23 protein-coding genes and 1 tRNA gene are annotated in these 25,537 nt (G+C 55.5%); 12 read left to right on the top strand and 12 right to left on the bottom strand.

Going from position 1 to position 25,537, the window contains the following annotated elements; genetic code table 11:
* The first annotated feature begins 7 nt into the window (after nt 1-7).
* Both K1718_RS18625 and K1718_RS18620 read left to right on the top strand, forming a co-directional pair.
* A complete protein-coding gene (locus K1718_RS18625; protein ID WP_265681235.1) occupies nt 8-1,621 on the top strand; it encodes a fucose isomerase in 1,614 nt (537 codons plus the stop codon).
* Nucleotides 1,622-1,787: 166 nt separating this feature from the next.
* Nucleotides 1,788-2,204, top strand: coding sequence for a universal stress protein (locus K1718_RS18620; protein WP_265681236.1), 417 nt, complete (start codon nt 1,788-1,790; stop codon nt 2,202-2,204).
* Here the strand turns inward: K1718_RS18620 and K1718_RS18615 are convergent.
* The 3 genes from K1718_RS18615 to K1718_RS18605 form a co-directional block, all read right to left on the bottom strand.
* Nucleotides 2,189-2,326, bottom strand: coding sequence for a hypothetical protein (locus tag K1718_RS18615; protein ID WP_265681237.1), 138 nt, complete (start codon nt 2,324-2,326; stop codon nt 2,189-2,191). The two genes, K1718_RS18620 and K1718_RS18615, sit on opposite strands and share 16 nt — an antisense overlap.
* Nucleotides 2,323-3,291 (bottom strand): aldo/keto reductase, encoded by a 969-nt coding sequence (locus K1718_RS18610; RefSeq protein ID WP_265681238.1) that lies wholly within the window; start codon nt 3,289-3,291, stop codon nt 2,323-2,325. The genes K1718_RS18615 and K1718_RS18610 overlap by 4 nt, the downstream gene beginning before the upstream one ends.
* Nucleotides 3,292-3,753: 462 nt before the next feature.
* A complete protein-coding gene (locus K1718_RS18605; RefSeq protein ID WP_265681239.1) occupies nt 3,754-3,951 on the bottom strand; it encodes a hypothetical protein in 198 nt (65 codons plus the stop codon).
* Nucleotides 3,952-4,617: 666 nt separating this feature from the next.
* On the opposite strand from K1718_RS18605, the gene K1718_RS18600 reads away from it, so the two are divergent.
* Genes K1718_RS18600 through K1718_RS18570 form a run of 7 tightly spaced genes read left to right on the top strand, consistent with a single transcriptional unit; the run spans nt 4,618 to nt 11,958 of the window.
* The gene (locus K1718_RS18600) at nt 4,618-5,595 is read left to right on the top strand and encodes a LacI family DNA-binding transcriptional regulator (protein WP_265681240.1); all 978 of its coding nucleotides are present in this window, start codon (nt 4,618-4,620) and stop codon (nt 5,593-5,595) included.
* The gene (locus tag K1718_RS18595; protein ID WP_265681241.1) at nt 5,592-6,611 is read left to right on the top strand and encodes an extracellular solute-binding protein; all 1,020 of its coding nucleotides are present in this window, start codon (nt 5,592-5,594) and stop codon (nt 6,609-6,611) included. Before K1718_RS18600 ends, K1718_RS18595 begins: the two co-directional genes overlap by 4 nt.
* A gap of 60 nt (nt 6,612-6,671) precedes the next feature.
* Nucleotides 6,672-7,496: an ABC transporter permease gene (locus K1718_RS18590; RefSeq protein ID WP_152502376.1), complete on the top strand. Its 825-nt coding sequence runs from the start codon at nt 6,672-6,674 to the stop codon at nt 7,494-7,496.
* A 3-nt stretch (nt 7,497-7,499) separates the two neighbouring features.
* Nucleotides 7,500-8,276 carry an ABC transporter permease gene (locus K1718_RS18585; RefSeq protein WP_265681242.1) on the top strand — a complete coding sequence of 259 codons (777 nt, stop codon included), beginning with the start codon at nt 7,500-7,502 and terminating at the stop codon, nt 8,274-8,276.
* A complete protein-coding gene (locus K1718_RS18580; protein ID WP_152502374.1) occupies nt 8,269-9,282 on the top strand; it encodes an ABC transporter ATP-binding protein in 1,014 nt (337 codons plus the stop codon). The genes K1718_RS18585 and K1718_RS18580 overlap by 8 nt, the downstream gene beginning before the upstream one ends.
* The gene (locus tag K1718_RS18575; RefSeq protein ID WP_265681243.1) at nt 9,279-10,187 is read left to right on the top strand and encodes a nucleoside hydrolase; all 909 of its coding nucleotides are present in this window, start codon (nt 9,279-9,281) and stop codon (nt 10,185-10,187) included. The genes K1718_RS18580 and K1718_RS18575 overlap by 4 nt, the downstream gene beginning before the upstream one ends.
* Nucleotides 10,174-11,958 carry an adenine deaminase gene (locus tag K1718_RS18570; protein ID WP_265681244.1) on the top strand — a complete coding sequence of 595 codons (1,785 nt, stop codon included), beginning with the start codon at nt 10,174-10,176 and terminating at the stop codon, nt 11,956-11,958. Before K1718_RS18575 ends, K1718_RS18570 begins: the two co-directional genes overlap by 14 nt.
* Nucleotides 11,959-12,424: 466 nt before the next feature.
* Here the strand turns inward: K1718_RS18570 and K1718_RS18565 are convergent, their stop codons facing one another.
* Both K1718_RS18565 and K1718_RS18560 read right to left on the bottom strand, forming a co-directional pair.
* Entirely contained in the window at nt 12,425-13,222 is a 798-nt protein-coding gene (locus K1718_RS18565) for an SIR2 family NAD-dependent protein deacylase (protein ID WP_265681245.1), read from the bottom strand.
* Nucleotides 13,219-13,728: a non-canonical purine NTP pyrophosphatase gene (locus K1718_RS18560; RefSeq protein WP_285806025.1), complete on the bottom strand. Its 510-nt coding sequence runs from the start codon at nt 13,726-13,728 to the stop codon at nt 13,219-13,221. Before K1718_RS18560 ends, K1718_RS18565 begins: the two co-directional genes overlap by 4 nt.
* Before the next feature lie 102 nt (nt 13,729-13,830).
* Between K1718_RS18560 and add the strand changes: the two genes are divergently transcribed.
* Nucleotides 13,831-14,844: an adenosine deaminase gene (gene add, locus K1718_RS18555; protein ID WP_265681247.1), complete on the top strand. Its 1,014-nt coding sequence runs from the start codon at nt 13,831-13,833 to the stop codon at nt 14,842-14,844.
* A 338-nt stretch (nt 14,845-15,182) separates the two neighbouring features.
* Here add and K1718_RS18550 read toward each other — a convergent pair.
* The 5 genes from K1718_RS18550 to K1718_RS18530 form a co-directional block, all read right to left on the bottom strand.
* Nucleotides 15,183-15,259, bottom strand: a tRNA-Pro gene (locus K1718_RS18550).
* An 89-nt stretch (nt 15,260-15,348) separates the two neighbouring features.
* Complete coding sequence (locus tag K1718_RS18545; protein WP_265682529.1) at nt 15,349-16,599, bottom strand: O-antigen ligase family protein; 1,251 nt, start codon at nt 16,597-16,599, stop codon at nt 15,349-15,351.
* Between the two features lie 5 nt (nt 16,600-16,604).
* Nucleotides 16,605-18,230, bottom strand: a complete 1,626-nt coding sequence (locus K1718_RS18540) for an undecaprenyl-phosphate glucose phosphotransferase (RefSeq protein ID WP_265681248.1) — start codon at nt 18,228-18,230, stop codon at nt 16,605-16,607.
* Nucleotides 18,227-19,459, bottom strand: coding sequence for a glycosyltransferase family 4 protein (locus K1718_RS18535; protein WP_173006069.1), 1,233 nt, complete (start codon nt 19,457-19,459; stop codon nt 18,227-18,229). Before K1718_RS18535 ends, K1718_RS18540 begins: the two co-directional genes overlap by 4 nt.
* A 106-nt stretch (nt 19,460-19,565) precedes the next feature.
* Nucleotides 19,566-20,123 (bottom strand): polysaccharide biosynthesis/export family protein, encoded by a 558-nt coding sequence (locus K1718_RS18530; protein WP_173006068.1) that lies wholly within the window; start codon nt 20,121-20,123, stop codon nt 19,566-19,568.
* 196 nt (nt 20,124-20,319) lie between these two features.
* Here K1718_RS18530 and K1718_RS18525 point away from each other — a divergent pair, with 196 nt between their 5' ends.
* Complete coding sequence (locus K1718_RS18525) at nt 20,320-22,806, top strand: GumC family protein (protein WP_265681249.1); 2,487 nt, start codon at nt 20,320-20,322, stop codon at nt 22,804-22,806.
* 26 nt (nt 22,807-22,832) lie between these two features.
* Here the strand turns inward: K1718_RS18525 and K1718_RS18520 are convergent, their stop codons facing one another.
* The gene (locus tag K1718_RS18520) at nt 22,833-24,002 is read right to left on the bottom strand and encodes a GNAT family N-acetyltransferase (protein WP_265681250.1); all 1,170 of its coding nucleotides are present in this window, start codon (nt 24,000-24,002) and stop codon (nt 22,833-22,835) included.
* 192 nt (nt 24,003-24,194) lie between these two features.
* Between K1718_RS18520 and K1718_RS18515 the strand changes: the two genes are divergently transcribed.
* Complete coding sequence (locus K1718_RS18515; protein ID WP_265681251.1) at nt 24,195-25,295, top strand: polysaccharide deacetylase family protein; 1,101 nt, start codon at nt 24,195-24,197, stop codon at nt 25,293-25,295.
* Here the strand turns inward: K1718_RS18515 and K1718_RS18510 are convergent.
* A complete protein-coding gene (locus tag K1718_RS18510) occupies nt 25,255-25,470 on the bottom strand; it encodes a DUF2842 domain-containing protein (RefSeq protein ID WP_265681252.1) in 216 nt (71 codons plus the stop codon). The genes K1718_RS18515 and K1718_RS18510 overlap by 41 nt on opposite strands.
* Nucleotides 25,471-25,537 lie beyond the last annotated feature (67 nt).

Here is a 25,537-nt window from a genome sequence, read left to right as displayed (position 1 = left end):
TGACACCATGTCCGAGAACTCCATCTACCTGTTTGCCAGCGGCGACAGCAGGGAAAGCGCGAACCGAACCTGCTGGCCGGCCCAGGAAGCCATGGAAAAGGCGTTTGCCCGGGAGTGCCGGGAACTCGGATTTGACGTCATTCGTGCGCACCGTGTCGATCTGGTGAAAGGACATGGATTTCTTGCCTCGCAGCGCGAGGGCATGGACGCCGTCGCGTCTGTTCCGAGCAACGCGAAGATCGTGGTGGCGGAGGCCGTCTGGCAGTATTCGCATCACATTCTTCCTGGCCTCACCAGTCACAAGGGTCCGATCCTCACACTGGCAAACTGGTCCGGGCAATGGCCGGGACTTGTTGGGATGCTCAATCTCAACGGCTCCCTCACAAAGGCAGGGGTCTCCTATTCGACCCTCTGGAGTGCTGATTTTGATGACGGTTTCTTTCGCGAACATCTAAAGGCATGGCTCTCAACCGGCACAATCAGTCACGAGGATAGCCACGTCGCGGACTATGATCCTGATTTGACTTCGGATGCCGACAAGGAAACGGCTGGCCGGATTGCTTCGGATCTAAGGTTGAACAAGTCCATCATGGGGGTCTTTGATGAAGGCTGCATGGGCATGTACAACGCGATCATTCCCGATGAGCTGCTCATGCCGCTAGGAGTGTTCAAGGAACGCCTGTCGCAATCGGCTCTCTATCATGAAACGCTCCAGGTCTCCGAAGTTGAGGCCCGTGCTGTTTACGACTGGATGCGGGCAAGGGGAATGACCTTCCATCTTGGCCGCGACGGGGCAACGGAACTGACCGAAGAGCAGGTTTTGATGCAATGCCGGATGTATGTCGCAGCTGTGCGGATGGCAGATGCATTTGATTGCGAAACGATCGGAATACAATACCAGCAGGGTCTCAAGGATCTGCTGCCAGCCTCCGATCTGGTGGAAGGCATGCTGAACAACACTGAAAGGCCGGACGTCAAGCGTGCCGATGGCAGCGTGATCAGGCCCGGTCTACCGGTTATCCATTTCAATGAAGTGGACGAATGCGCCGGTTTGGATGCCTTGCTGATAAACAGAACCCATTCGGCGCTTGGTGAGCCACTGGAAACAACGCTCCACGATATCAGGTGGGGAGATTTGGACGCCAGCGGCACGACTGATCAGTTTGTCTGGGTTTTTGAAATCTCCGGCGCTGCGCCTCCCGCTCACCATCTCGGTGGCTGGACAGGCAGTGAAAGCCTGCGCCAGCCAGCGATGTATTTTCCTTCGGGTGGCGGCACACTCAGCGGCGTTGCCAAACCGGGCGAGATAATCTGGTCGCGCATTTATGTCCAGGACGGTGCCCTGCATATGGACATTGGCCGCGGACGATGCATTGAGCTGCCTGAAAGTGAAACGGAACGACGGCGGCAAAACACAACGCCGGAATGGCCGATCATGCACGGAGTTCTTGATGGTGTCAGTCGCGACAAGCTCATGGGACGACACAAGGCCAACCACATCCAGGTCGTTTACGCGAATTCAGCATCCGGCGCAGATCGAGCACTTTGGATGCGCGCGCATCTGGCGCATGAGTTGAACATCCAGGTCAATATCATTGGAGACGTTACCAGATCGGGTTGAACCCGAGACGCGTAATCCTGGTTGATTTGCCTCCGTCATCCAGACAAGTCTCACAAGATTTCTGTAACCTTTGCGCAGCCCTACCGCTTCTGGCCATTGTCCTAGATCAAGGCGGACAGGCCGCACATCCGCCAGTCTAGGGTCTTGCAATTAAGGGAGGCCTGACATGGCTCAATCCATCTTAATTCCTGTTGACCTTGCCCATAAGGACGCTTTGTCAAAAGCCGTTTCCGTGGCAGGGGATCTTGCAAAACTCGGCGACGGCGCGAAACTCACCCTGATCGGCGTGACAAGCTCTGCAGTAACCGAAGCTGCACACAATCCAGTCGAGTTTAAAAAAAACCTTGAGGCATATGCGCGCGAGGTCTCTCAAGACATCGGACATCCAGTCGAGACACGCTCGATGATCGACAACGATGTCGCCGTTGATCTTGGCAATGTGCTTATCAAGGCGGCAGAAGACATGGGCGTCGATCTGATCGTGATGGCATCTCATATTCCCGGGTTACTGGAGCACATCTTTGCCTCCAATGCGGGGTATGTCGCCAGCCACGCAAAATGCTCTGTCTACGTGGTGCGCTGACCAGGGCCTTTGGTGGTGCAAAGAAGATGCAGGCTGACACCATTCAGGGTCGCCGACATTTTCTGCGCGCATTCCAGTCGCCGTTGCGTGGTGATGTGGCCCGAAGACCTGGAAGTTTTCATGAGGTCTCCGAGCGATCAGTCGCGGGCGGCGGCGTGCGGGAGAGGGCAGCAATCTCTTCTCGCGTCGATGGCGTCATCTCGATGTCTATGGACCGCAGTGCGGGCTCAAGCTGACGCGTGTTTCGAGCACCGATGATCGGGCAGGTTATGCCTTCATGCGCGCCGGCCCACGCAACAGCGAGACTGACGGGATCATAGCCGCCTTCGCGCGCATAAGCCGTGAACGCTTCGGCAACATCGTAAACCCAATCGTCACCATAGCGGGACGCGTACATGTCATTGTCTTTCAGGCGTCCGGCATTCTTTGGTGCCGTTCCAGAATACTTTCCTGTCAGGAGACCGCCGCCAAGCGGGCTATAGGAGATGACAGCCAACTCCTCTGATTGTGCCAACGGCAGAATTTCGACCTCCGCCTGCCGCTTTACAAGGTTATACATCGGTTGAATCACCTCGAAGCGTGACCAGCCGTTCCTTGCGCTCACACCGAGTGCCTTGGCTATCTGCCAGGCCGCGTAGTTGCTGACGCCGAGATAAAGGACCTTGCCCGATCGTACGAGGTCCTCAAGCCCGCGCAGGGTTTCTTCAAGCGCAGTGTTTTCGTCCCAGCGATGAACGAAATAGACGTCAAGGCGGTCGGTGTTCAGTCGCTTCAAGCTCGCTTCAACGGCCTTTGTCATGTGCCTGCGATTGGTGCCGCCGTCATTGATGCCATCCCCCATTTTGCCGAACACTTTCGAGGTGATCACCAGGTCATCGCGTTCATGAGAGATCAACTTGCCGAGGATCTCCTCGGCCAGGCCATTGCTGTAGACATCGGCACAATCGAAAAAATTGATGCCCGCGTCGCGGGTCGCCTTGTATAGCTCTGCAGAAGTGGCTTCGTCCGCATCGCCGCCGAAAGACATGGTTCCAAAGCAGAGTTGCGAGACTTTGACGCCTGTGCGGCCGAGTAGTTTGAATTGCATCTTTCAGCATCCTCGAAGACAGGATTTGCATCCGCTGATGGCCGGAACAGGTTCCGCGGTCCGGCAGAAGCGGATCGGAGTTTAAGTTTAAAACTTGAAGGTCAGGCACACTGGCATTGCTCTGAGCGTGCTTTTGGAGGGACATCAAGGATAGCGGTCAGAACAAGGTAATTCAATTCACGAAAGCCGACGTCAGACCACTTTATGAAGTTTCGTGTGTTTTACAAAAACGCCCCAGGTCATCCGCCATTGCCTGAAATTTAGGACGGTCTGGCTGGTTGCAATCCCTTGAGCGATAGCAGATCCAGCAGTTTTGCTGAAAGGGATAGGAGAGGATAATTCTCCGGGCATATCCCGGATAGGCCGCGCCTGCTTTGCAGCGGCGGGCGGTGCCTTCTCTAAAAAACTGTTTTACCGGAACAAGGTGGCCGGTACCGGCCACCTTGAAAGAACGTGCATGGACTATTGCGCCGTTGGAGCGGATGACTGGGTGGTGTCCGTATCGCCGACGGCCGGCGCGCCGTCGCTTGGTGCAGAGCTCTGGGGAGCAACACTCTCATTCCCCTGTGAAGCCCCATTGGGTTGATTGGAGTTTTCGCCATTGCAAGCGGCAAGCCCAAGTAGTGACGCAGCAACAACAACCATGAACGCGCTTTTCATCTGGAATCTCTTTCCTCAAGTCTGCGCTTGCAAGTATTTATCCTTGCAAGTGCGTTCGTTTAGAGTTCCCGCCCCGTCTTTGTTATTATGTTTGCGATTCTAGAAATTGATTTCGTCGATAAGTTGAAATTTTGGAGCTAAAATTGTGGAATTAATTTAGATCTATTTTCAGCTTGCTTTGTCACTGCTTGCCTTGACTCAAGTATGATCAGTATCGGCGCTGTATGCCCTAACTCCCTGTTTTGAGAGCTGTTTGGCCTGTGACAGGAGCTGTTGCCTCCCATCCAACCAAGGTGTCCGATGTCCGGCCAGTCTGGCACAAAGTGTCCATTCTTTGACGCAAAAGAGATGCCTGCGGACCGTCAATTCCGGCAAGGGCGGCTGTTGTCTTCCAGGCCTTGAGTTTGCTCCTGCGCATAGCAGCCATCTGTGCGACGGAACAATTGCGATCTGGAAACGCAAGTCGCCTTTTGTTCGTCTGTCGTTTTGGTCCTCAAGTGATGCCAACCGGCACTTTTGGCCAGCCGCTGCACACTCCAAAACACTGGAAATTCCTGCCGGCAGGGCTTTAAAGATTTCTCGATCCAAGATTCTGATTAATCGATTAACTTAAGCGTTGACTTTGCGTTAGCGAGCTTGCTTAATCGTTAAAGCATTGGGGGCGTGATGGTCAGCATCAAGCAAATTGCCAACGACATTGGCGTGTCGACCGCAACGATTTCGAACGCGTTGACCGGCAAGGGACGTGTTTCTGAGGAGTTGGTCACGCGTATCCGGGCAAGAGCGGATGAACTTGGATATCGTCCCAGCACAGCGGCCCGCGCTCTCAAGACGGGGCAGACCGGTATTCTTGGTCTGGTCATGCCGGACCTGACCAACCCGTTGTTTCCGCGCATCGCCCAGACGCTCTCAATGGAAGCCGACAAGAGAAAACTTGGCATTCTGATTGCGGATTCGCGGGGCAGTGCGGACGAGCAAACCGAAGCATTGCGCAGACTGCTGGATCGGGGCGTGGACGGCCTTATCGTCGTGCCGCAAAAAGGCACGACACCGGATCCGATGCCTGTGCCGATTGCGGTGTTGAACACAGCTTCTGACCCTGGAAACTCAGTCTCGGCGGATCATGCGGGTGGCGGTGCGCTGGTTGCCCGGCACATTTTGGATATCGGACATCGCAAGATCGTCATCCTGGGCGGGGACGAAGTCTCCGAAGTGCAGCGTGACCGCATTGCCGGGATGCGCAGCGCCTTGCCTTCGGACATTGATGTCGATGTATTTTGGGGTGAAGCGGGCATTGAACGGTCTGTCGAAAAGGTTCAGGCAGGCGCAACAGCGATCATGGCCACTTCAGACCTGATTGCGCTGCAGGTGCGCACCGAACTGATGCGCGTGCAGATTTCCGTCCCGGACCAGGTCAGCCTGACAGGCTTCGACAACATGTCTTTTTCTTCAATCATGCATCCGGCGCTCACGACGGTTGCCCAGAATGTCGACGAAATCGCCAGCCGCGCGATTGACATCATCTCAGCCAAAATCAGCGGCGAAACACCGGCTCAAGAAGGGGAAACCGTGCCAATGCGATTGGTGGTACGGCAATCAACATCTATCCCGAGCCAGCTTTTAACAAGGAGACGACCTCAATGACCAAGTACATATCAATCCTTGCGCTGAGTGCAGCTCTCACTGCGACCGGCGCGGCAGCACAAGACAAGCTTACCATCTCGGTCTATTCCTTCGCTCAGGATGCCTACAAAGAAGCGCTGTATGATCCCTTTGAAGAGATGTGCGGCTGTGAACTGGTGATTGAAACCGGAAACTCCGTGGAGCGCATGGCCAAGATCGAGGCGAATGCGGCGGACCCGGTGATCGACATGGCCGTGATTTCCTCCCACGACGCACTGAGCCTTGCGCGCAAGGGTCTTCTCCAGTCAATTGATACGTCAAAGCTTCAAAGCTTCGACAAGCTTTATCCGGCCGCACAGGATCCGATTGGCGACAGCATGGCTGTTGGCTACACTTTCTATGCAAGTTCAATCGTTTATCGCAAAGACCTGGTGAGCATTGAGAGCTGGAACGACCTGCTGGGCGAAAAGCTGGCCGGCAATGTTTCCCTACCGAACATCACCGGGACACAAGGGCCGCTCACCTTGATGATGCTCAACAAGGCTGAAGGCGGCGATCCGGGTGATTTTAGTGCGACGATTTCGGAGATCGGCAAACACGCTGATGACATCGTGACCTTCTACTCCCGGTCTTCCGAGCTCGCGCAGCTCATGAACCAGGAAGAAGTCATCGCTGCGCCTGTCGGCCGCTTCGCCTGGAGCCGCTTCAAGAGTTCTCCGCTTCCCTTCGCATGGGCTGATCCGAAAGAAGGCCAGGCAGGCGGCATGAATGTCATGATCATGACCGCCAACAACGGCAATGAAGAACTGGCCTATAAGCTCATGGACTATTGGCTTTCAACAGAAGTTCAGACCCGGATCGCCGAGGCTCTGATTGACAGCCCGGCAAATAGGGACGTGAAGGTCAGCGATGAAGTGGCGGAAAATCTGACCTACGGGGCTGAACTCATTAACTCGCTCAACATTCTCGACCCAGCCGTCATCATCGCCAACCGCGATGCATGGGTCGACCAGTGGAACAATGAGGTCATCCGTTAAAGACGATCGGGGGCGGTCAGACCGACCGCCCTCCCACGCCCATTCGCCCGGAGCTTCCTCATGTTTCTCAACCGCGCAGAAGGACTGGCGCTTGCCCTGCCTGCCGCGCTTTTCACGTTTCTTGTGTTCCTGGTGCCGGTTGGCATCCTGTTGTCTGTTGCCTTTCAGGCTGAGAGCGGGGCCTGGAGCCTGCAGGGCTATGTTGATTTCTTCTCCGAGCCTTTGAACCAAAGCGTCTTTTTCCGCACGCTCAAACTCGGAATTCTGGTCGCCGGCACGTCTGCTGTGATCGGTTATGCGGCCGCGTTCTGCATCGTCAACCTGCCGGCAACCTCACGCGGTCGCATATTTGGACTCGTTGTTCTGCCGCTGATGATTTCTCCCGTTGCCCGGACTTATGCCTGGATTGTCATTCTGGGTCGTACCGGCATCGTCAACGACGTGATAGTCGGGCTCGGCCTGTCGGAGTTGCCCATTCGTCTGCTGTTCACTGAAACGGCTGTCTTCATTGGTCTTCTTCAATTGTTTCTGCCGCTCATGATCATTTCCCTGGTTTCCGCCATGGAGAACATCCCCCGCGACGTTGTTCCGGCAGCTCGTGTGCTGGGCGCCAGCTGGTTCCAGGTCTTTTTCCGGGTGATCCTGCCGCTGACCAAGGAGGGGCTGGTCATTGGCGGTACGCTGGTCTTTACCGGCGCGCTTACGGCCTACATCACACCGGCCATTTTGGGAGGATCGAAGGTCCTAATGCTGGAGACGCTACTCTACCAGAAGGTCAATGTTTCAAACGACTTCGTGTCGGCAAGCGTTATTGCCATGATCCTGATCGTCATGTGTTTCTCGGCCAATCTGGTCCTGAAGCGCATTGCCTCGGTGCGGAGGTAGACCGTGTCCCGTTTAACTGTCTGGCTCATTCTGGGTGCAACGCTCACATTCCTGATCGGCCCGTTCCTGATCGTCATTCTCGCAGGCGCTTCAGCTGGAGAGGCTTTGTCTTTCCCGCCTCAGGGCCTGTCTCTCAAATGGTACGCCAAGGTCTTCACGGTGGAGAGCTTTCGAGCCAGCTTTGCCTTGTCGATGTTCCTTGCGATCTTTGGCACGTTGGCAGCGCTGTTGATCGGCATCCCGGCTGCCTACGCGCTCAACCGCTATGATCTGCCCGGCGCAGAGACCATCCGAACGATTGTTGCAGCGCCAATCATCGTCCCCGGCATCATCGTTGGGCTCGCGCTTCTGCGTTACTTCGTTGTGCCGCTTGATGTCACGATCACCATGGCGCTTTTCGCGACACACACCGCTCTGGTGCTGCCCTATGCGGTGCGTGTTGTGTCCTCGAGCCTGAACAATCTGCGTGCCGATATGGAAGAGGCTGCGGTCATTCTCGGCTGTACCCGGCTGCAGGCGTTCACCAGGGTTGTCCTTCCCAACATCAGGGGAGGCATTCTGGCAGCCTTCATTCTGGGTTTCGTCACCAGCTTCAACGAGGTTCCGGCTTCGTTGTTCTTGTCCGGACCTGGCGTGCGCACGCTTCCGATCGACATGCTGTCCTATATGGAAATCACCTTCGATCCGTCGGTTGCAGCGCTGTCGGCTCTGCTGGCCTTCATGTCGGTCGCCATTGTATTTGCCGCCGAACGACTTCTGGGGTTCTCTCGTTATGTCTAACGCATTCGTTTCATTGTCGGATCTCACGCTCTCCTACGGGCAGACGGTTGCGGTGCCGGATCTCAATCTGGATATTCGAAAGGGCGAACTGATCGCCTTGTTGGGCCCATCGGGCTGTGGCAAGACAACCACCATGCGCGCAATTGCCGGGCTTTTGACGCCGACAGGCGGGAAGATCATGATCGACGGTGCGGACGTGACCCGGACACCGGCAAACAAGCGGGGCATCGGTCTTGTATTCCAGTCCTATGCGCTCTTTCCTCATCTCAGTGCCTTTGAGAACGTCGCGTTCGGGCTCCGGCTTCGCAAGTTGCCGGATGCACAGGTGCGGGCCAAAACGGAAGCCGGCATGGCAACGGTTGGCCTGAAGGGCTTTGAAGCCCGCAAGCCTGCCGAAATGTCCGGCGGACAGCAACAGCGCCTGGCGCTCGCCAGATCTCTGGTGATGGAACCCAAGGTCCTCCTGCTTGATGAACCGCTGTCCAACCTGGATGCACGACTTCGGCTGGAGATGCGCAATGAATTGCAGCGGGTGCAAAAGGACACCGGAATTACAATGGTTTTTGTGACTCACGACCAATCAGAGGCCCTGGCCCTGGCTGATCGGGTCGTGTTGATGAAGGATGGCAGGATTGAGCAACTGGGGTCGCCGTCAGAGCTTTATGCCGAACCCAGCACAGCGTTTGCAGCAAACTTCATGGGGTTTGAGAATATCTTCCGGATGGAGGGAACAGATCTTGTCTCTGACCATGGTCGATTGCCGCTTGGCTCTGAAGTCACCGCCCCCATGCTCGCCTGGCGCCCGAGCGGTGTCGCGGTCGGGAAGGGGCCACACACCGGCCGGGTGATTGCAAGCAGTTTTGCCGGCGACCACCGGGAATACGTGATCGACAGTCCTCTGGGGCAGATCAAGGCCGATGCCTCAATCGAGCTTCCTGAAGTGCCGCTTGGCGAGCAGGTTGCATTTGATCTTCCCCAGGCAACCGCACGGCAATTGGCAGCGTGACAGCAATTTGGGTCGATACGGATTTCGGGTTTGACGACCTGTGGGCACTTCTCGTGCTGAGGCATCTTGGGCGGAATGTGGCTGGCGTCTCCCTTGTTGCGGGAAACGCACCGCTTGCTCAGGTAACAGTCAACGCAATGGGCGCCAAGACCGCTTACGGGTTCGACTGGCCGGTATGGCAGGGAGCAGCAAAGCCCCTGAAGCGTCCGTTGGAAACCGCTGAGCGCATCTTGGGCCCGACAGGCATCAGAACCAGGGGAATGGTGCTGCCAAAACCGGATACCAACGCGCCTTCTGAAGGTGCGGTTCAGGCTCTTGCAAACTGGCTTTTAGAGGACACAGGTGCTGAACGCGAGGTTTTGGCGCTTGGGCCACTGACCAATATTGCTTTGCTTTTGCAGCAGTCGCCCGAACTGGCTGACCGGATAACGCGGCTGATCTGGATGGGGGGAAGCGCGGGCAAGGGAAACCACACGCCTCTGGCGGAGTACAATGCCTTTGCGGACGCAGACGCATTGGCCTATGTGCTGTCGACCGGCATTCGGTTCGACATTGTCGATCTGTCATTTTGCCGAAAAGTGACCTTTGGACCAAAGGACATGCCCCTGACGGACCCGCTAACCGGTGACCTTCTCGGAGGTTATCTCGACATTGCCTTGGAGCGCGGGCGGCCCGCAATGGCGATCTACGATCCTCTGGCCGCACTGGCAGCGGCGCAGCCGGACTGCATAGGCTTTTCGCCATGCGCCGTTGAAGTGTCGACCAAATCTGACGAGAGTTACGGCGCAACGAACGTCTCGCACGTCGCAGCGTCCAAAGTGAGACTTGCAACAACTGCCGGAACCAATCTTGCCCGGCTCTGTCTGAGTGCATTGAAACGGGAGGCCATGGATGGCCCAAGATAGCAACATCAACGCGCCGGAACTGCGGGCCCGCGCTGTGAGAGCTGCCCAGGGTCTTGCACCGTTCGATCTCCTCATATCGAACGCGCGGTTGTTGGACATGGTCACGGGCCGGGAACGGGACGCCGATATTGGCATTGTCGGCGGGCTCATCGCCAGCGTTCGAAAAGCAGGCTCAAAGCCCGATGCAATTGCAAGTCTCGATGCCGGAGGCCGTTACGTGGTGCCCGGTTTTATCGACACGCACATGCATGTTGAAAGCTCGATGGTGACACCAGCTGAATATGCTGCTGCCGTGGTTCCGCGCGGCGTGACCACCATTGTCTGGGATCCGCATGAATTCGCCAACGCATGCGGTCTTGCCGGGGTTGATTATGCGATTGACGCCGGCAAGGAGGTGCCGTTGCGCTTGCTTACCCTTGCGCCCACATGCGTTCCGTCCGCACCCGGGTTCGAGGCGAGCGGAGGCGACTTTGACCCGGATCTGCTGACAGAGCTTCTGGCAAGACCTGACATCCATGGCGCTGCGGAGTTGATGACAATGCAGCCGCTTTTGAATGGCAACGACAGGGTTCAGGGCATCGTGAATGCCGGTCTGGCAAGCGGTAAACGTGTGTGCGGACACGCGCGCGGTCTGAACGACGGCGCATTGTCGGCCTATGCCGCAGCCGGTGTTGAGACAGACCATGAACTGTCTTCAGCCGAAGATCTGATTGCACGCCTTGAAGCCGGTATGACCGTTGAATTGCGCGGTTCGCACGAACATCTCCTGCCGGAATTTGCCAAGGCCATTCTCGACTTGGGCCATCTTCCGCAAACGCTCACACTCTGCACCGACGACGTCTTCCCGGACGATCTTCAGCGCCAGGGCGGTCTCGACAACGTCATCCGTCTCATGATCCATTTCGGACTTCCCTCGGAGTGGGCTTACCGCGCAGCAACTCTCAATGCGGCAACGCGCATACGGCGACCCGACCTTGGCCTGATCGCGCCGGGCAAACGTGCCGACATCGTTCTCCTTGACGATCTTGCGCAGGTGAAGCCGAGCCTTGTTGTTGCAGATGGCAAAACTGTCTCTGAAGATGGCAATCTGACAACGCCCTGCCGCAGCACCGAGCCGCCGGCTGCGCTGCGCAATTCCGTGTCCGTCGCCGAATTTCAGGCTGATGATTTTGAAATTCAGGCTCCCGGCTCCAGCGCACAGATCGCGGTTCTTTCAAAACCGCGTTTTCCGGTCTGGGGGTCAAAAACGGTCGATGTGGAGGCGGGCAAGCTGATCCTCCCTGACGACATGATCCGTATGGCCGTTGCGAACCGCTACGGGCAAAATGCGCCCGTCCGGGTCGCCTTTCTGGAAAAGTGGGGCAGGTGGCGCGGCGCCTTTGCAACAACCGTTTCCCATGACAGCCACAACCTGACAGTCTTCGGCCGTGATCCTTCTGACATGGCTCTGGCCGCCAATACTGTCCGGTCTTCAAACGGCGGAATGTGCGTGGTCGCCAAAGGCGAAGTGATTGAAAAAATAGAACTTCCCTTGGCGGGCCTGGTGAGCGAAGCACCGCTGTCGGAGATCGCCGTGCGCTTCGCCGCTCTGCGCCAAGCTCTCGATGCCTTGGTCGACTGGGAGCCGCCCTATCTGGTGTTCAAGGCACTCTTCGGCGCATCTTTGGTCTGCAATGCGGGACCACGCCTGAGCGATGTCGGCATCGTTGATGTCTTCAAGGGACGTGTTCTCGAGACGCCGGTGCTGTCTTTGGACAGCTCACTTGAGTGAGCAGTCGGGTCCTTAGACATGACTGCATTGCGGCAACATGAATTCCCTTTGGCTCGCGAGCCCTTTTTCCGAACGTTGCCCGTATCATCGGAGAACGCGACCCCGAATGGATGTTCTGCGAAAACGTCGCGCGACATCTGGACCTTCAATCCGGATTTTCAGACTGAATGATGGACTGGCCAATCGGGCGGAGCAATCCCGCGCAGCCGGTAACGGGGTTGTCCCGCTGGTCGGAGCTTATGCGTGGCGAACTCTCAAGGCAGCTTTCATTTAAAGAAAAATGACAGCTTTGGGCGGGGAGCGGTCTTTTGTTGCGGTTTGAACGAAGCTCTGCACTGCGGACTTTTTGGATCTTCGACCGAATGGTATTCACAGCCGTGAGCAGACGTTCGTAGCTGCACTAATCAATAACCGCATTCAACCGAATGCGATGGATAACACTAAGAAGTACGCCAAGAGAGGCTCATCAGCTAGCTAGTCTTGACAAAAAGTCTTCAAGGGATTTCGTTGGATCTGGATCTTCTCCTATCAGCGTTTTAACACCCCACCTGGCAAGGACCTTTTCTTCAATCTCGTTAGGCCGGGGAAGGAAAACATAAGAATTGGGCTGGTGAGCTGAATGCGGCGAAGAATTCCATGTCTGCCATAGTTTGTGAAGCAGTATCCGGACATTGATGTCGGACAAGCTATAGCCAATGAACAGAACTGGGCGCGCCAAGACGTCTGAACGAAGTCTGATATCAAGTGGCGATTCAAATGAAAGGCGGTCAAAGTAGTGTGTCTCTGTTAAAACAATTGAATCATCATTCTGAAAATCGCCGTGTAATTTGATTACTTGGCGCTCGTCACTTTGAACAAATAGAAAGTCTTTCACATCAACGATTTTCCGGACCTTTTTCTCTTGCAACTCAAACGCACGTTCGATGTTGCTATCGTAATTCGTCGTGTAGATTATTGGGAAATCTAATTCGACGATAAGCTCATGGACGCGTGAACTTTTGATTTTTTCATCTGGGAAGTTCCAATTTTTATCCATCCAGCTACGCAGCGGTCCGATGCTTCCGCGCTCAATCTTGTAGTACTCGGCAAGCGTCAAATAATTGGTGCTGAGAGAACGAAATACGTCAGCTTCAAAACCAAGTTCGGCCCCTATCTGATTTATCAGCTCCCCCCATGTCGGAGCGCCAAGTACGGCTGATACTCCCGCTCCCGCGAATAGAATCGCCTGCTTGTTCCGAACCGACTGTTTCAGTTGGTCAATCATCTTGAGTTTCCTTCCAGAAAACAGGCAAACTCTTCCAAGGCTTTTCGCCGCATGGAGATTTCGTTTTTCTTTTCCCCCATCTCAGCGAATGTTTGCGTCTCACCTTCCGGTATAAAAATGCAATCCCATTGAAAGTCTCTATTGCCACGCGGCTCAGAAGAGATCTTCCCGAGTATTTCACCCTCAAATTGATGAACCTTCTTCCCGTCACAATAAGCGATCCTTGTAGTCGCCTTTACTGAGGAATCTGCCATTTCCCCAAAAATTTCAGCGACTTTGTCGGCTTCCAAGGTATCCCAAAAAACTTGAGTAAGCCCCCCGGGAAACCCATTCAGGGGTGAAATATGAAGGCTTGTATGCTCAACAAAGATAGGGCGGCTCACTTTTTGAAACGCTTTAATGCATTTGTCGTGAACAAGGGCAGGTACATCAATCGTTTGGATCTCGTTGATTTTGTAATCTACAGGGATAACTGTGATTTCGATTTTGGTCAGAATATCTTCCACCTCCTTGACCTTGAAGGGGTTTCCCGAAAGAAATCTTAGGGTACGCATTGAAAACCTCGAATCAATCTCTAGTTGATGAAATTCTACAGGTAGGGAAATTTCGTGACAACGGAGGGTGGTGCCATTCAAAGGGCAGAAATCTTGGTTCCGACCTTAGATTTGCATTGTCACCTCAGAGGTACAATGCATCCAAGCCTAGCCTTCAAACTCGCAGAAAAGCACAATATCCATCTGCCAATATCATCGGCCTCGTGCGAGTACCCTTTCTCTGGGTTTGAGGAATTCCTATCACTTTATGATCAGATCGGGCATGTAATCAGAACGGCAGACGACCTTAGAGATGTTGCCTATCAATATTTGTCTCATGTATCGGAAAGTGGGACTCGATATGTCGAGTTTATGATCTCGCCAGGCCATTCCATGGAAAATGGTATCTCTTTTCCTTCACAGGTTTCGGCGATTTCCGATGCTATCGATCAGGCAAATAGTGAATGTAGCGTCGCTGGATGCATGATCGTTACCTGTGTGCGACATCGTGGGCCAGAAGAAGCCTTGGAAATTGCCGAGCTAGCCACGTCAATTGAGAGCCGGCACGTTCGGGGATTTGGCCTAACAGGAAATGAGCGACTTTACGACATTGATGCGTTCAAGGGAGCTTTCCTTGTCGCCAAAAGCTCGGGCCTTGGATTGACTGCACATGTTGGTGAATGGTTGCCTGCGGAAACTGTTCTTCGGGCGGTGAACTCCTTAGAACTGAGTAGGGTCGGGCATGGTATTTCTATTGCAGAGAATGAAGATGTCCTTGCCGAACTGGCCGAGCGAAAAATTGGGTTTGAAGTCTGTCTGTCTAGTAATGTCATTCTCGGAGCAACGAAAGGCTATGAACTACATCCTGCGAGAAAGATGCTTGATGCAGGGTGTTCCTTGTCTTTTTCTACTGACGACCCGGCATATTTTCGCACTACACCAAAGCAAGAAATGACCCTTGCAATTCAGCATTTAAAACTCACCGACACTGAGCAGTGGAGAGCATTTGATGATTCAATTGAAATGGCATTCTGTGATGAAGAAACTAAAGCATACATCCGCAGCCACAGTTTGAGACAAAAACCTTAAGTGAAGCAGGCTGACTTTTCCGCTTCGCGCTTCTACTAACCACAACTATGACGTTCTACGCAAAGCAGTCAATCGCGGGGAGCACAGCGAATGACTGCTTCCCGCCCGAATTTCGAGTACAGCGCAGCATACCAAAGGTCCTGGAAGGGCTCAAAGCGGACGTTTGTTGCACGAGACACCAAAGACAGCTCTGGGCCGAAAGCGCCTTTGGTTCGCCCTCAATCTGGATGCCAAATAAAATTGCGCGCTACACCACGATCCAAATTTCAGCGTCAATCATCGGCCTTTCGCTCGGCAACCGAGCGCAAGATCTCAATGTCATCCATGTCTTTGAAAAATGGTCGGGCAGGCCGGATTTGAACCGACGACCCCTTCACCCCCAGTGAAGTGCGCTACCAGGCTGCGCTACTGCCCGAACGGACCCTACCTAGCTTGTTCGCTTTGCAAGCGCAAGCAGCTTGTTGCGCTCGTCCTTCGAGTTTTTTGAAACCGGTCAAGGGGACTTTATGCAGCTGCCAGTCTTTGTCTGCGGGCGCGCTTTTGCTCGATCTTGTCCGTCGCGATCATGCCCCAGGCAAGGCCATAGAGCATGTACATGTGGCGCCAGTGATCGGTGTCGATAATCACCGACAGGATCAGATGCGCCACGAAGACCGCAAAGACACACTGGGTGAACGCCGTCCAGGGCCGGGACTTGAACAGGAGCGGCACCAGGGCGCAAACCGTCCAGAGTGCCATCGCGATATAGACGAACCCGCCGAGCCAGCCATAGGTGGTGAAGCCTTTCAGGTAGACGTTGTGTTCGTCTTCTGGAAAGTACTTGTTGAACTCCAGCGGACCGAGGCCGAGCGGATATTCCATCACCATCTGGAAACCGAGCGCATAGCGCGCAAAGCGTCCGAGGCGGGCTCCGTCATATTCCTGAACGAGCCGGGCGCGCTGGGAAAACATGTCCGACACGGTGTCGATGGAAAGGGCTGCGGCAAGCAGACCGGCACAGGCCAGAATGCCGGCAAAGCCGAGGAACACCAGGCGCGCGCGCCGGCGGTTGCTCTGCTCTGTTACCAGCGCAAGGAAATAGACCACAAGAACGGCTGCCACCAGAACGCCCCAGGCACCGCGTGAGAAGCTGAGAAAGATGCCGAGCAGGAGGATGGCAAGCGGCAACAACAGCGCAAAGTTCCTGATAACGGAGTCGCGCAGCAGCTTCTGGATGATCAGCATGGTCGGCAGCACCAGAAACGGCCCGAAGACGTTCGGGTCCTGAAAGGTGCCGCGTGCCCGGCTGTAAAGCGTGAAATACTCAGCGCCCGGAAACAGATTGAAATAGCCGGCAATCCCGATCATCGCCACAAAGACCGCGCTGATCGTGTAACCGCTCTGAATGACGCGGAACCGGTCCGGCTCATCGGCAAGGATGGCGGCATAGAAAATCGCCGTAATGGCGAGGAAGCCCGAGACGGCGATATACATCACCGCATCGCCGAACTCCTGCGCCATCGGGATCGAGGCGACGCCACCGGCGACATAAAGCATCATGCAGATGATCAGAGGGCCGAATTCCGGACGCAGCTTCAGTCCGAATGCCAGCCAGATGACCGACAGCAGCACCATGTAGAGTTCATAAGGGGCCGGTTCCTCAATAACGAAACCCGACAGGAAGGCTGCAAGCCACAGTGCTGCATTTCCCAGGCTTTTGGCCGGGAGGCCGACAGACGCACGCACCAGAGGTGGGCCGCCATGTGTGCCAGCCATGGCGCTCAATAGGCATTCTCCGTGTTGAGCAGGCGGAACGGTGTCAGAAACAGGATCTGCAGATCGAAAAGCAGGGACCAGTTTTCAATATAGTAGACATCGCACTCGACACGGTTCTGAATTTTCTCCGGCGTGTCGACTTCACCGCGCCAGCCGTTGATCTGCGCCCAGCCCGTGACGCCCGGCTTGACCTTGTGACGGGCGAAGTAGCCGTCGACGACGTCATCCCAGGTCTTGTTGTCCGTATGAGCGTTGACCGCATGCGGACGCGGACCGACCAGCGACAGGCTGCCTGCCAGAACGTTGAAGAGTTGCGGCAGCTCATCGATGGAGGTTTTTCTGATGAAGCGTCCGACGCTGGTGACACGCGGATCACCCTTGGTCACGACGGTCTTTGCATCGGGGTCCGCCATGTCGGTGTACATCGACCGGAACTTCAGGACATCGATGACCTCGTTGTTGAAGCCGTACCGCTTCTGACGGAAGAGGACCGGTCCCTTGCTGTTGAGCTTGATCGCGACGGCCGCTGCGATCATCACCGGGAAGAGGGTGACGATGGCAAGTGTTGCGAACACCAGATCGAAGATCCGCTTGGCGACCATGTCCCAGTCCGCAATCGGTTTGGCGACAACATCCACAAAGGGAACCGTGCCGATAAAGGACGCGGCGCGATTGCGGAAGCGGACCTTGTCAGTATGGGCCGACAGGCGAATGTCGACGGGCAGAACCCAAAGCTTTCTGAGAAGTTCCAGCACGCGTTTTTCCGCGCGCAAGGGGATGCACACAATTAGCATGTCGATGCGCGCAAGCCGCGCAAATTCCACAAGCGCACTGATGTTGCCGAGCTTCTGATAACCCGCCACCACCGGTGGTGAGCGATCATTCGACCGGTCATCGAAGATGCCGCAAATGCGGATATCGTTTCCCGGCTGGGCTTCAAGTTCGTGAATGAGCTCCGCAGCAGCCGTGCCGCCCCCGACGATGATCGCGCGCCGTTCCAGCCGGCCCGACGACATCCAGCGGCGCACCAGCCGGGAGACGATGAGGCGGGAAACGCAAAGCCCTGTCAGACCAAATACAAACCACGAGCCGATCCAGGCCTCGGCCAGCCCGATGCCGACCCCGGTCGTGGAGCGCAGCAGGGCGAACATGGCAAAGACAAGGGTCCAGCCGGCAGCAACGCGGCCAAGCTGGGACAGGCCCTGGCGCATGACCTGAACCTGATAAACATCCGCTGCCTGAAAAAAGGCCAGCGTGAACAGCAGCGCTGCAGCAATTGCAAAGACGTTTTCCAGCCCGAAACCGGAAGGTTCTGAACCTGCAAACGCTGCGACCAAAGCAGAACCGGCAACCAGCAGAATGTCGGCCAGGCGCACAAACCCGGACAAAACGGGCGCGGAAAGCCCCTTGCCACCGAGACCTTGTGCAATTTCAGCTGCTTCCACGCTCAAGCTGGAGCTGTTTCCGGACAATTTCTGGATATTGTCGGGATCGGTGATGCCCTGAAGCGATTCCCGGAATTGCTTTTCCAACCGGTCGTCCAGGTCGTCAGCGCTCGCGCCGGCACCTGTCTGTGCAGCAAATGCCTTGGGCTCAATCGGGTCCGTCGGTTTTAGGGCGTGGCTGCTCATGATCTGTTGCTCGACCTCGCCAGCGCAGTTTGCGCACGCGCAACACCGGAAAGACCGTTTGCCGGAGCAGCAACCGACTGATCAGCCGGTTTGATGCCTTTCAGCTCCTGGTAGAGCGTTGTGATGCGATCATTCATCAGCTCGGTCGAGAACGTCTCAGCCAGACAGCTTCTAAGTTCCTTTGCCTCGCCCGCCATCTGCTCAGGGCTGTCAAGGGCCGCTTCCATCGCAACGGTCAGCTTGCCAATGTGTCCCGGTTCGATCAGTCGATTGGAATATCTGCCGAAGATCTCCGGTATTCCGCCAACGCGCGTTGCGATCAACGGGCGTTCAGCAGCAACAGTTTCCAAGATGATGTAAGGCATTGCCTCCGCGCGGGAGGGGACCACCACATTTCTTGCAAGCTTGAAGGCTTCGCGGGCGGGCAGGGCGCCATGGAACGTGACAGCACGTTCCAGGTCGAACCTTTTGACCATATTTCGATAGCGCTCTTCATCCGGGCCTTCACCGACGATATGTGCACGCGGTGCCTGGCCGGTCTTCAGGCGGATATTGTGGAGTGCCTCAATGAAGAGATCCGGTCCCTTCAAATCACGCAGCATACCGATATAGAGGAAGTCGCCGGCGCTCTCGTCGACGCTGACCGGTGCAAATTCGGCAGGCGTCAGCCCGTTATAGACAATCCGGGACAGCGCGCGGGGTTGTCCGACCTTGCTTTCGTAAGCCGCAGCTTCGTAGTCGGAGACAAAAACCAGCCCATCGGTCAAACGGCCAAGCATGCCTTCAATCGTATGATAGATCCGGCCTTCGAAGCGGTTCGGATCGTAATGAAGGCTGCCGCCATGCGGACAGTAAACGCGGGACACCTTCTGACCGCGGAGCTTCAAAATGCTGCCGATCAGGCGCACGTATGCGCCGCCCTTGGCGCCATGGCCGTGCAGGATATCCGGTTTCAGGTCACGGATATGACGATAAAGCGCAAGCGTCGCGGTAAGGTCCTTGAAGGTCAGCTGACGCTGCATTGGAAAGCGAGCCAGGCCGAGAGCCAGCTTCGGTTCAAGCTCTTCCACGCCTCGATTGTCGAAAGCGCTGCCCGTAGTGCTATCGCAAATTAAGCCGACATCGTGTCCCGCTTCCGCCTGGGCTGTTGCCAGATCGCGGATATGACGGAAGATCCCGCCGATAGGCGAGCGAACACAATGCACGATCCGCATGGGAGTCGTTGTCATGGTGCAGTTTCCCTGTTCTCGCCCCCAGGTTTCTTATTGAACCTGTGGAGCTCTGAAACTGCACACTAGCAAAGGGAGGTGAGTCCGCGGTTAACTTCGTGGATCTCTAAAAATAGCGTTCGCGGACGTAAATTGTGTCTCCGGGACGGACAGGGTCCGAAATGGGCACACGTCCGTTTAGGATTTCACCATTGATCTGACGGGTCACATCGACGTTCGATTGTTGTGCCCTGGCCGAAAATCCACCGGCTGTGGCAATGGCATTTTGCACTGTCATGCCGGCCACGTAGTTATACTGGCCTGCATTTTGCACCTCTCCCATCAAAAAGATCGGACGATAGGTATCGATCTCCACGGAGACATCCGGGTCGCGGATAAAACCTTGCCGCAATTTACCGGCAATCTCTGAAGCAAGTCCTTGCTGAGTCTTGCCGCGAGCCGCGACGCTGCCAACCAATGGAAAGGAAATATATCCAGCTTGATCAACGACATAGGTGTTGGACAGGTCATCCTGACCAAACACGATGATGCGCAGCCTGTCGCTTGAATCCAAGAGATAAGGCTGTGTCAGTGTTTCATGAAATGCTGTCGGCGGCTGCCTGTACCCGCTGCAAGCAGCAAGGCCCAGGCAGATGCCCAGGACAAGTAGCGCTCTCATTCGCATCAACGACTCTCCTACAATTCGGAGATAGCATCGCGTGTTATGGTTAATTGAGGGTGAAGAGGAAAAAACACTGAATGGAGGGATGAAAGAAACCCTCGGAAAAAAATTAACAGCTGATCTGACCGGATTTGGGACAGTTTAACCGATCGCTTACCCTAATTCGACATAGTTTGCCGGAACTTTGGAGTTTCTAACGATGAATGCTGAGCGGCAGACCCTTCCTGACGACGACATGGCGCTGGACCTGGGCGGTCTTTTGCGCGCCATTGGACGGTCCCTGAGCTGGCTCGTGCCGCTGACACTGATCGTTGCCGCTGCAGTCTTCTTGGGACTTCAGTTCGTTGCGCCGAAATACAAAGGCGAAGCGCGTATCATTATCGAGAGCACGGACAACAATTTTCCAGGCGCCGCGCGCGGTGCGGAAGAAGAACGAGCGCTGCTTGACGCAGAAGGTGTCGCCAGCCAGGCGCAGCTCCTCATGTCCGCTGATCTGGCTCGCCGTGTCGCCAGCAAACTCAACCTCGCTGCAATACCCGAATTCGAAGCCCAACGGTCAGGCGGCCTGGTCAAGGGTCTGCTGTCGATGATTGGTCTGGGCACTACCTCAGCTGGCAACAGCGAAGAGGAGAGGGTGCTCAAGCACTATTATGAGAACCTGGATATCTATCGCCTCGATGGGTCACGCGTGATCGCCGTTGATTATACGGCTGAAAATCCTGTGCTCGCAGCGAAAGTCGCCAACACCATCATCGACCAGTACCTTTTGCTGCAGTCAAACGCCAAGCGCCAGACTACGGAACAGGCTTCAGCCGCGCTTGAGCCCCAGATTGTCGAGTTGCGCAAGGAAGTGCAGGCTGCCAGGCAGGCTGTGGCCGACTTCAGGGCCCGGGCGGACCTTCTCATCGGTGCCGACAACATTCCTTTGAACCAGCAGCAGCTGGCAGAGACCAGCAGCGATTATTCCGCAGCTCAGGCTGCCAAGGCAGAATCGCAAGCCAAAGCAGATCTTATCCGCGAACTTTTGAATTCAGGTGGGTCGCTTGAAACCGCTAGCGATGTTCTCAATTCTCCATTGATCCAGCGTTTGCGCGAACGGCAGGTGGAAATCCAGTCCAACATTGCCGAACTGTCCATCACTCTTTTGCCAAGCCATCCGCAGCTGAAAGCGCTTCAGTCGCAACTGGGCGACTATGACCGGCAGATCAGGTCGGAGGCACGCAAGATCCTGCAGGGCCTGGAAAACGACGCCAAGGTCGCAGAGCAGCAGGCCAGGGCACTGGAAACGCGTTTGGACAGTCTGAAGACAGCTGCCGCAAAATCCAATGCGGATCAGGCGCGTCTGGCCGAGCTGGAGCGAGAAGCGAATGCCAAGGCGATGCAGCTTGATCAACTGCTGCTAAGCTATCAGGAAGCAGACTCGCGATTGCGGGCACAGGTACTCCCGGCCGATGCAAGGGTCATCTCCCAGGCCGCTGTTCCGGTTGAGCCCGATTCCCCGAAAATCATGTCCAGCACGATAATCGCAGCACTCGTTACTTTCATCCTCGGTTGCGCCTTTGTCCTGATGCGTGAATTTTTGAGTGGCAATGCGCTCTACCGGATGAACCAGGTGGAACCGGCATTTGCCGGCGCTTCGCAGGACCAGTCCGGCGGACATGTTGCGTCTGCCTCTTCAGAAGCCGATCGCGCGAGAAACATCGGCCCCGGACCGGACGACAGTTTTGGTTGGGAGCGAGGCTACGGCCAAACCATTTCCAACTATCGGATGGACACCGGTTTCCGTGAGCCTCAGCGATCCGGCGCGTTCGGCGACAATGACGACAGCGCTGCTGGCGCCGCACACGATCGTTTCGATGGCAAGGGCGAAACGTCAGCACAGACAGGCCGTGAGAATAAGCGCAAGAGGCGCAGCCTTCGTGACCGTAACAGCTATGATCATGACGTCGCGCCTGACTGGATCGGGAGCATGCGTGGCAACGAGGTGGATGAAGACCCGAAACCAGTCACTGACGATGTTCCACCGCGCGATTCGAAATCTGCCTTCGATACGGCGAAGGGTGCGATTGCAGCTGCAGCGCTTGGGAAAAAGCGCCGCCTGAAAAACGAAGAAGACGACATTACGGCAACCTATGCAGACGAAGTCGAACCAAGTGGCCGTATTGTCGTTCTGAGCGTCGACGATGACGCGTTGTCTCACGACCTGGCGTTTGATCTTGTTCGCAAAGCTGCAGGCTCCAGTCGGTCCGCATTGATCATGGAAGTCTTTCCGGAACAGTCCAATCCGAAAGCTGCTGAAGGCTTTGCCGATATTGTTGCCGGCCATGCACCGTTCGCAAAGGTCGTCTACCGGGACGCGGGATCCAAGGCCCATATCATTGAAGCGGGACGAGAAGTCATCACCGACGACATGGTCAACGCTGAGCGGTTTAAGCTTGCTCTGGAAGCGATTGATTCTACTTACGAAACCATCGTCGTTGACCTGGGCGCCATTGACGGAACCCTGGCCAGTGCGCGGATGCTGAGTTTTGCGGACAGGGTTCTGATCGCCGCCAGTGCTCCTGACCAGGGGCACGAATTGCAAAGCGCTGCCAATCTCCTGGCGCACAATACCGGGGCAAAGGTGGAAGTGGTGATTGCAGGTGGCAAGGGACCACGCCGGAATGGAGACGGCCACGCGGCCTGAGGATAATATGGTTCCGAGGGAGCGGCCTACCCGCGATTGCCCAGTCCGGCTTTCAGTTTTCTTAGCCGCCTGACCAGAGGCCAGAGAGCGTCTGAGTTTCGGATGCCCGTTTTGATGCGCAGCCGGAGCGCATTCTGCTTTTGCCGCAAGATCCCTTTCCAGGTAAACGCCAACGCGAGGTCTTTGAGCGGAACAGCCTTGGTCCAGGCTGTCTTGTATCGTTCCTCGCCGAGGCCAAGGTCGAGAACCTCTATTTGCGGCGATCCGCAGGCATATTCAATGATTTCCTTGATCAGCACCAGACCAGGGCTGTTCGGCAGCATATCATCATGTGCAACGCTGTTGCTGTAGGCGTAAAGCGTGCTGTCCTGTTCCACACACAGATAAGTCGCGCGAATGGCCCCCCCTGTTTCCAGGAACCAGATGTCCATCGATTTTGTCGCTTCACCGGACGCGAATGGTTTCAATCCCAGAAGCTGCGCCAGAAAATCCTGTGCTACGGGATTTGAAAACGCATTTGGAATTCCTGCTTCGCCAGCCCGTTTCTCACGCTGGTCCAAAAAGGCGCGAAAGGCACGATTGATCTCGTCAGGCTCGACGGCCTTTCCAACGCGATAGTCGCCGGTTGCCTGCAGATGCCTTTGCTTGCGGAGCAGGTTCTTGCGCGACGATTTGCTGTGCGTTTCCCGAAAGAAGGTGTCGAAGGTCTCAGGAAGATCCTGAACGAAGATGGGGCTCGGACTTTGTGTCGCAGCTGCGCTCAAAAATGGGTGTGGCCGTCCGTGCCAGTGTTCGGGAATGTTCGAAAGACTGAATACGTCCGCACCAGTCTGTTTCTGGACGTTTCGCAAAATGTCTTCGATCTGGGTCTTGGTCACTTCACCATAAAAGCTCAGATCCCATAAACCTGTGTTTTGATTGCCATTTTGATGACCCAGAAACGTAAGCGTGCTGGCAAGTCCACCACGTTCCAGCGCAAAGGGCAGGATCGCGACAGGCTTTTCCTCTATCTGAACCACCGCGATGGCGACCTCGATCTTCCGTTCTTTGCCAATGGTTTCAAACCATGAGGAAAGCCACTCGGAAGACTGATACGGGTTTCTACAACCTGCAGTTCTTAAGTGTTGCCAGTATGGTAGCGCTTCGCTAAGGCTATTGAGAACAGTGAGGCGCCAAGGGCAGGGAGCTGAGGTCACAGGCTTTTCCTCGACCTCATCAAAGATCGTTTGAACAGGATTGTTACACTCGGATAAACCATTTTGAACGATCATGGAGCCTAGACCGTATCGCACGCTAGAAGATCAGATTAAGTCTCGATAGATTTAGCAATAATTGTTAAAGAAACCGTGCCTAAGTGGCACCTTCTTCACAAATGGGCATCACGCCAGATGAAAGTTCGGCACAAGTCAGTTTCACGCGCGTTCCGGGTCCTGAAAGGGACCGGACTTGACCGTGTGTTGGCGCCGTTCACGCAGGGCTGCGGTGCAGTCTTCATGATGCACCATGTCAGACCTGCCCGCACGAATGCTTTTCAACCAAATCGGCATCTGGAGATCACACCGGAGTTTCTGCGCCAGGCTGTGGAGCGGATCAGGGCCAACGGATATGAAATCATCGCGCTGGACGAGGCTGTCGATCTTTTGAAATCAGGCTACGGCAACCATCGCTACGCCGTTTTGACATTTGATGATGGATACAAGGACAATCTTGAGGTTGCCTATCCGATCCTCAAAGAGTTGGGGGCACCGTTTACTGTCTTCATCACCAGCGGTCTGATTGATCGGACTTGCGAGTTATGGTGGTTGGCGCTTGAGCGGATCATCGCTGAGAACGATGAGGTGATTTTCACCCAGGCTGGTGAAGCCAGCGGCCTTCCCTGCGCAAGTCTTGACGACAAGATCGCTTGTTTCGACAAGATCGTCGACTACCTCACCTTGGAAATAGGTGAGTACGATCAGCGAAAAATCATTCGTGCCCTGGCTGAGAAATACGGACTGGACCTCGCCGCGATAGCCGATGAGCTGGTGATGACATGGGATCAGGTGCGAGAACTCTCTTCTGATCCACTGGTTTCGATTGGCGCACACACGCATGAGCACTACGCAATGGCCAGACTTGAGGCTTCTGTCGCGCGCGCAGATGTTCTCAAAGGTTTGAGCCGGCTCGAAGAAGAGCTTGGCCGGCGTCCGAAACACTTCGCCTACCCATATGGCAAATCGCACGCGGTCAGTCTGCGGGACGCCGAAATCGTCAGGGAAATAGGCTTTGCGTCTTCGGTGACCACATTGCCCGGGGTTCTTCAGTCCGCCAATGCACGTGACCCCATGATGTTGCCACGGGTGTCGCTCAATGGCCGGTTCCAGGATCCGGGTATCGTGGATCAGTATCTGACGGGAGCGCCATTCGCGCTTTATCGGGCTGCGCGATGGGCTGCCTCTGGATTTGGCGTCAGGTCCGGTTTTTCCCGCCTTTTTCCATCCACCAGATGATGGCACCGGCCGGAACCACCCAGACCAGACCGGCAATCGCAAAGTAAATCAGTCGTACAACGGATGAGGCGTTCTGCAGCGTGATGTCACCAATCACCATCGCGACGAGTGCGTAGATCACAACGAACACGACCAGCAGCACCATGCCAACGAATTTTCTGAACGAGGGGACCATTTGCAAGGGTTTCCATTTTCTTTCGATGGATTGTGATGGCTGTCACAGACACGTCCAGCGAGTGTCC

It is taken from the genome of Roseibium porphyridii (assembly GCF_026191725.2).
GTDB lineage: Bacteria > Pseudomonadota > Alphaproteobacteria > Rhizobiales > Stappiaceae > Roseibium > Roseibium porphyridii.
The sequence above is the reverse complement of the archived record's forward strand: the minus strand, read 5'-3'. Positions and strand labels throughout refer to the sequence as shown.

Bases quoted from the DNA above. Each gene is read 5' to 3' on its own strand.
- K1718_RS18625 (WP_265681235.1), top strand. From the start codon at position 8: ATGTCCGAGAACTCCATCTACCTGTTTGCCAGCGGCGACAGCAGGGAA.
- K1718_RS18620 (WP_265681236.1), top strand. From the start codon at position 1,788: ATGGCTCAATCCATCTTAATTCCTGTTGACCTTGCCCATAAGGACGCT.
- K1718_RS18615 (WP_265681237.1), bottom strand. From the start codon at position 2,326: ATGAAAACTTCCAGGTCTTCGGGCCACATCACCACGCAACGGCGACTG.
- K1718_RS18610 (WP_265681238.1), bottom strand. From the start codon at position 3,291: ATGCAATTCAAACTACTCGGCCGCACAGGCGTCAAAGTCTCGCAACTC.
- K1718_RS18605 (WP_265681239.1), bottom strand. From the start codon at position 3,951: ATGAAAAGCGCGTTCATGGTTGTTGTTGCTGCGTCACTACTTGGGCTT.
- K1718_RS18600 (WP_265681240.1), top strand. From the start codon at position 4,618: ATGGTCAGCATCAAGCAAATTGCCAACGACATTGGCGTGTCGACCGCA.
- K1718_RS18595 (WP_265681241.1), top strand. From the start codon at position 5,592: ATGACCAAGTACATATCAATCCTTGCGCTGAGTGCAGCTCTCACTGCG.
- K1718_RS18590 (WP_152502376.1), top strand. From the start codon at position 6,672: ATGTTTCTCAACCGCGCAGAAGGACTGGCGCTTGCCCTGCCTGCCGCG.
- K1718_RS18580 (WP_152502374.1), top strand. From the start codon at position 8,269: ATGTCTAACGCATTCGTTTCATTGTCGGATCTCACGCTCTCCTACGGG.
- K1718_RS18570 (WP_265681244.1), top strand. From the start codon at position 10,174: ATGGCCCAAGATAGCAACATCAACGCGCCGGAACTGCGGGCCCGCGCT.
- K1718_RS18565 (WP_265681245.1), bottom strand. From the start codon at position 13,222: ATGATTGACCAACTGAAACAGTCGGTTCGGAACAAGCAGGCGATTCTA.
- K1718_RS18545 (WP_265682529.1), bottom strand. From the start codon at position 16,599: ATGGCTGGCACACATGGCGGCCCACCTCTGGTGCGTGCGTCTGTCGGC.
- K1718_RS18540 (WP_265681248.1), bottom strand. From the start codon at position 18,230: ATGAGCAGCCACGCCCTAAAACCGACGGACCCGATTGAGCCCAAGGCA.
- K1718_RS18535 (WP_173006069.1), bottom strand. From the start codon at position 19,459: ATGACAACGACTCCCATGCGGATCGTGCATTGTGTTCGCTCGCCTATC.
- K1718_RS18530 (WP_173006068.1), bottom strand. From the start codon at position 20,123: ATGCGAATGAGAGCGCTACTTGTCCTGGGCATCTGCCTGGGCCTTGCT.
- K1718_RS18525 (WP_265681249.1), top strand. From the start codon at position 20,320: ATGAATGCTGAGCGGCAGACCCTTCCTGACGACGACATGGCGCTGGAC.
- K1718_RS18515 (WP_265681251.1), top strand. From the start codon at position 24,195: ATGAAAGTTCGGCACAAGTCAGTTTCACGCGCGTTCCGGGTCCTGAAA.
- K1718_RS18510 (WP_265681252.1), bottom strand. From the start codon at position 25,470: ATGGTCCCCTCGTTCAGAAAATTCGTTGGCATGGTGCTGCTGGTCGTG.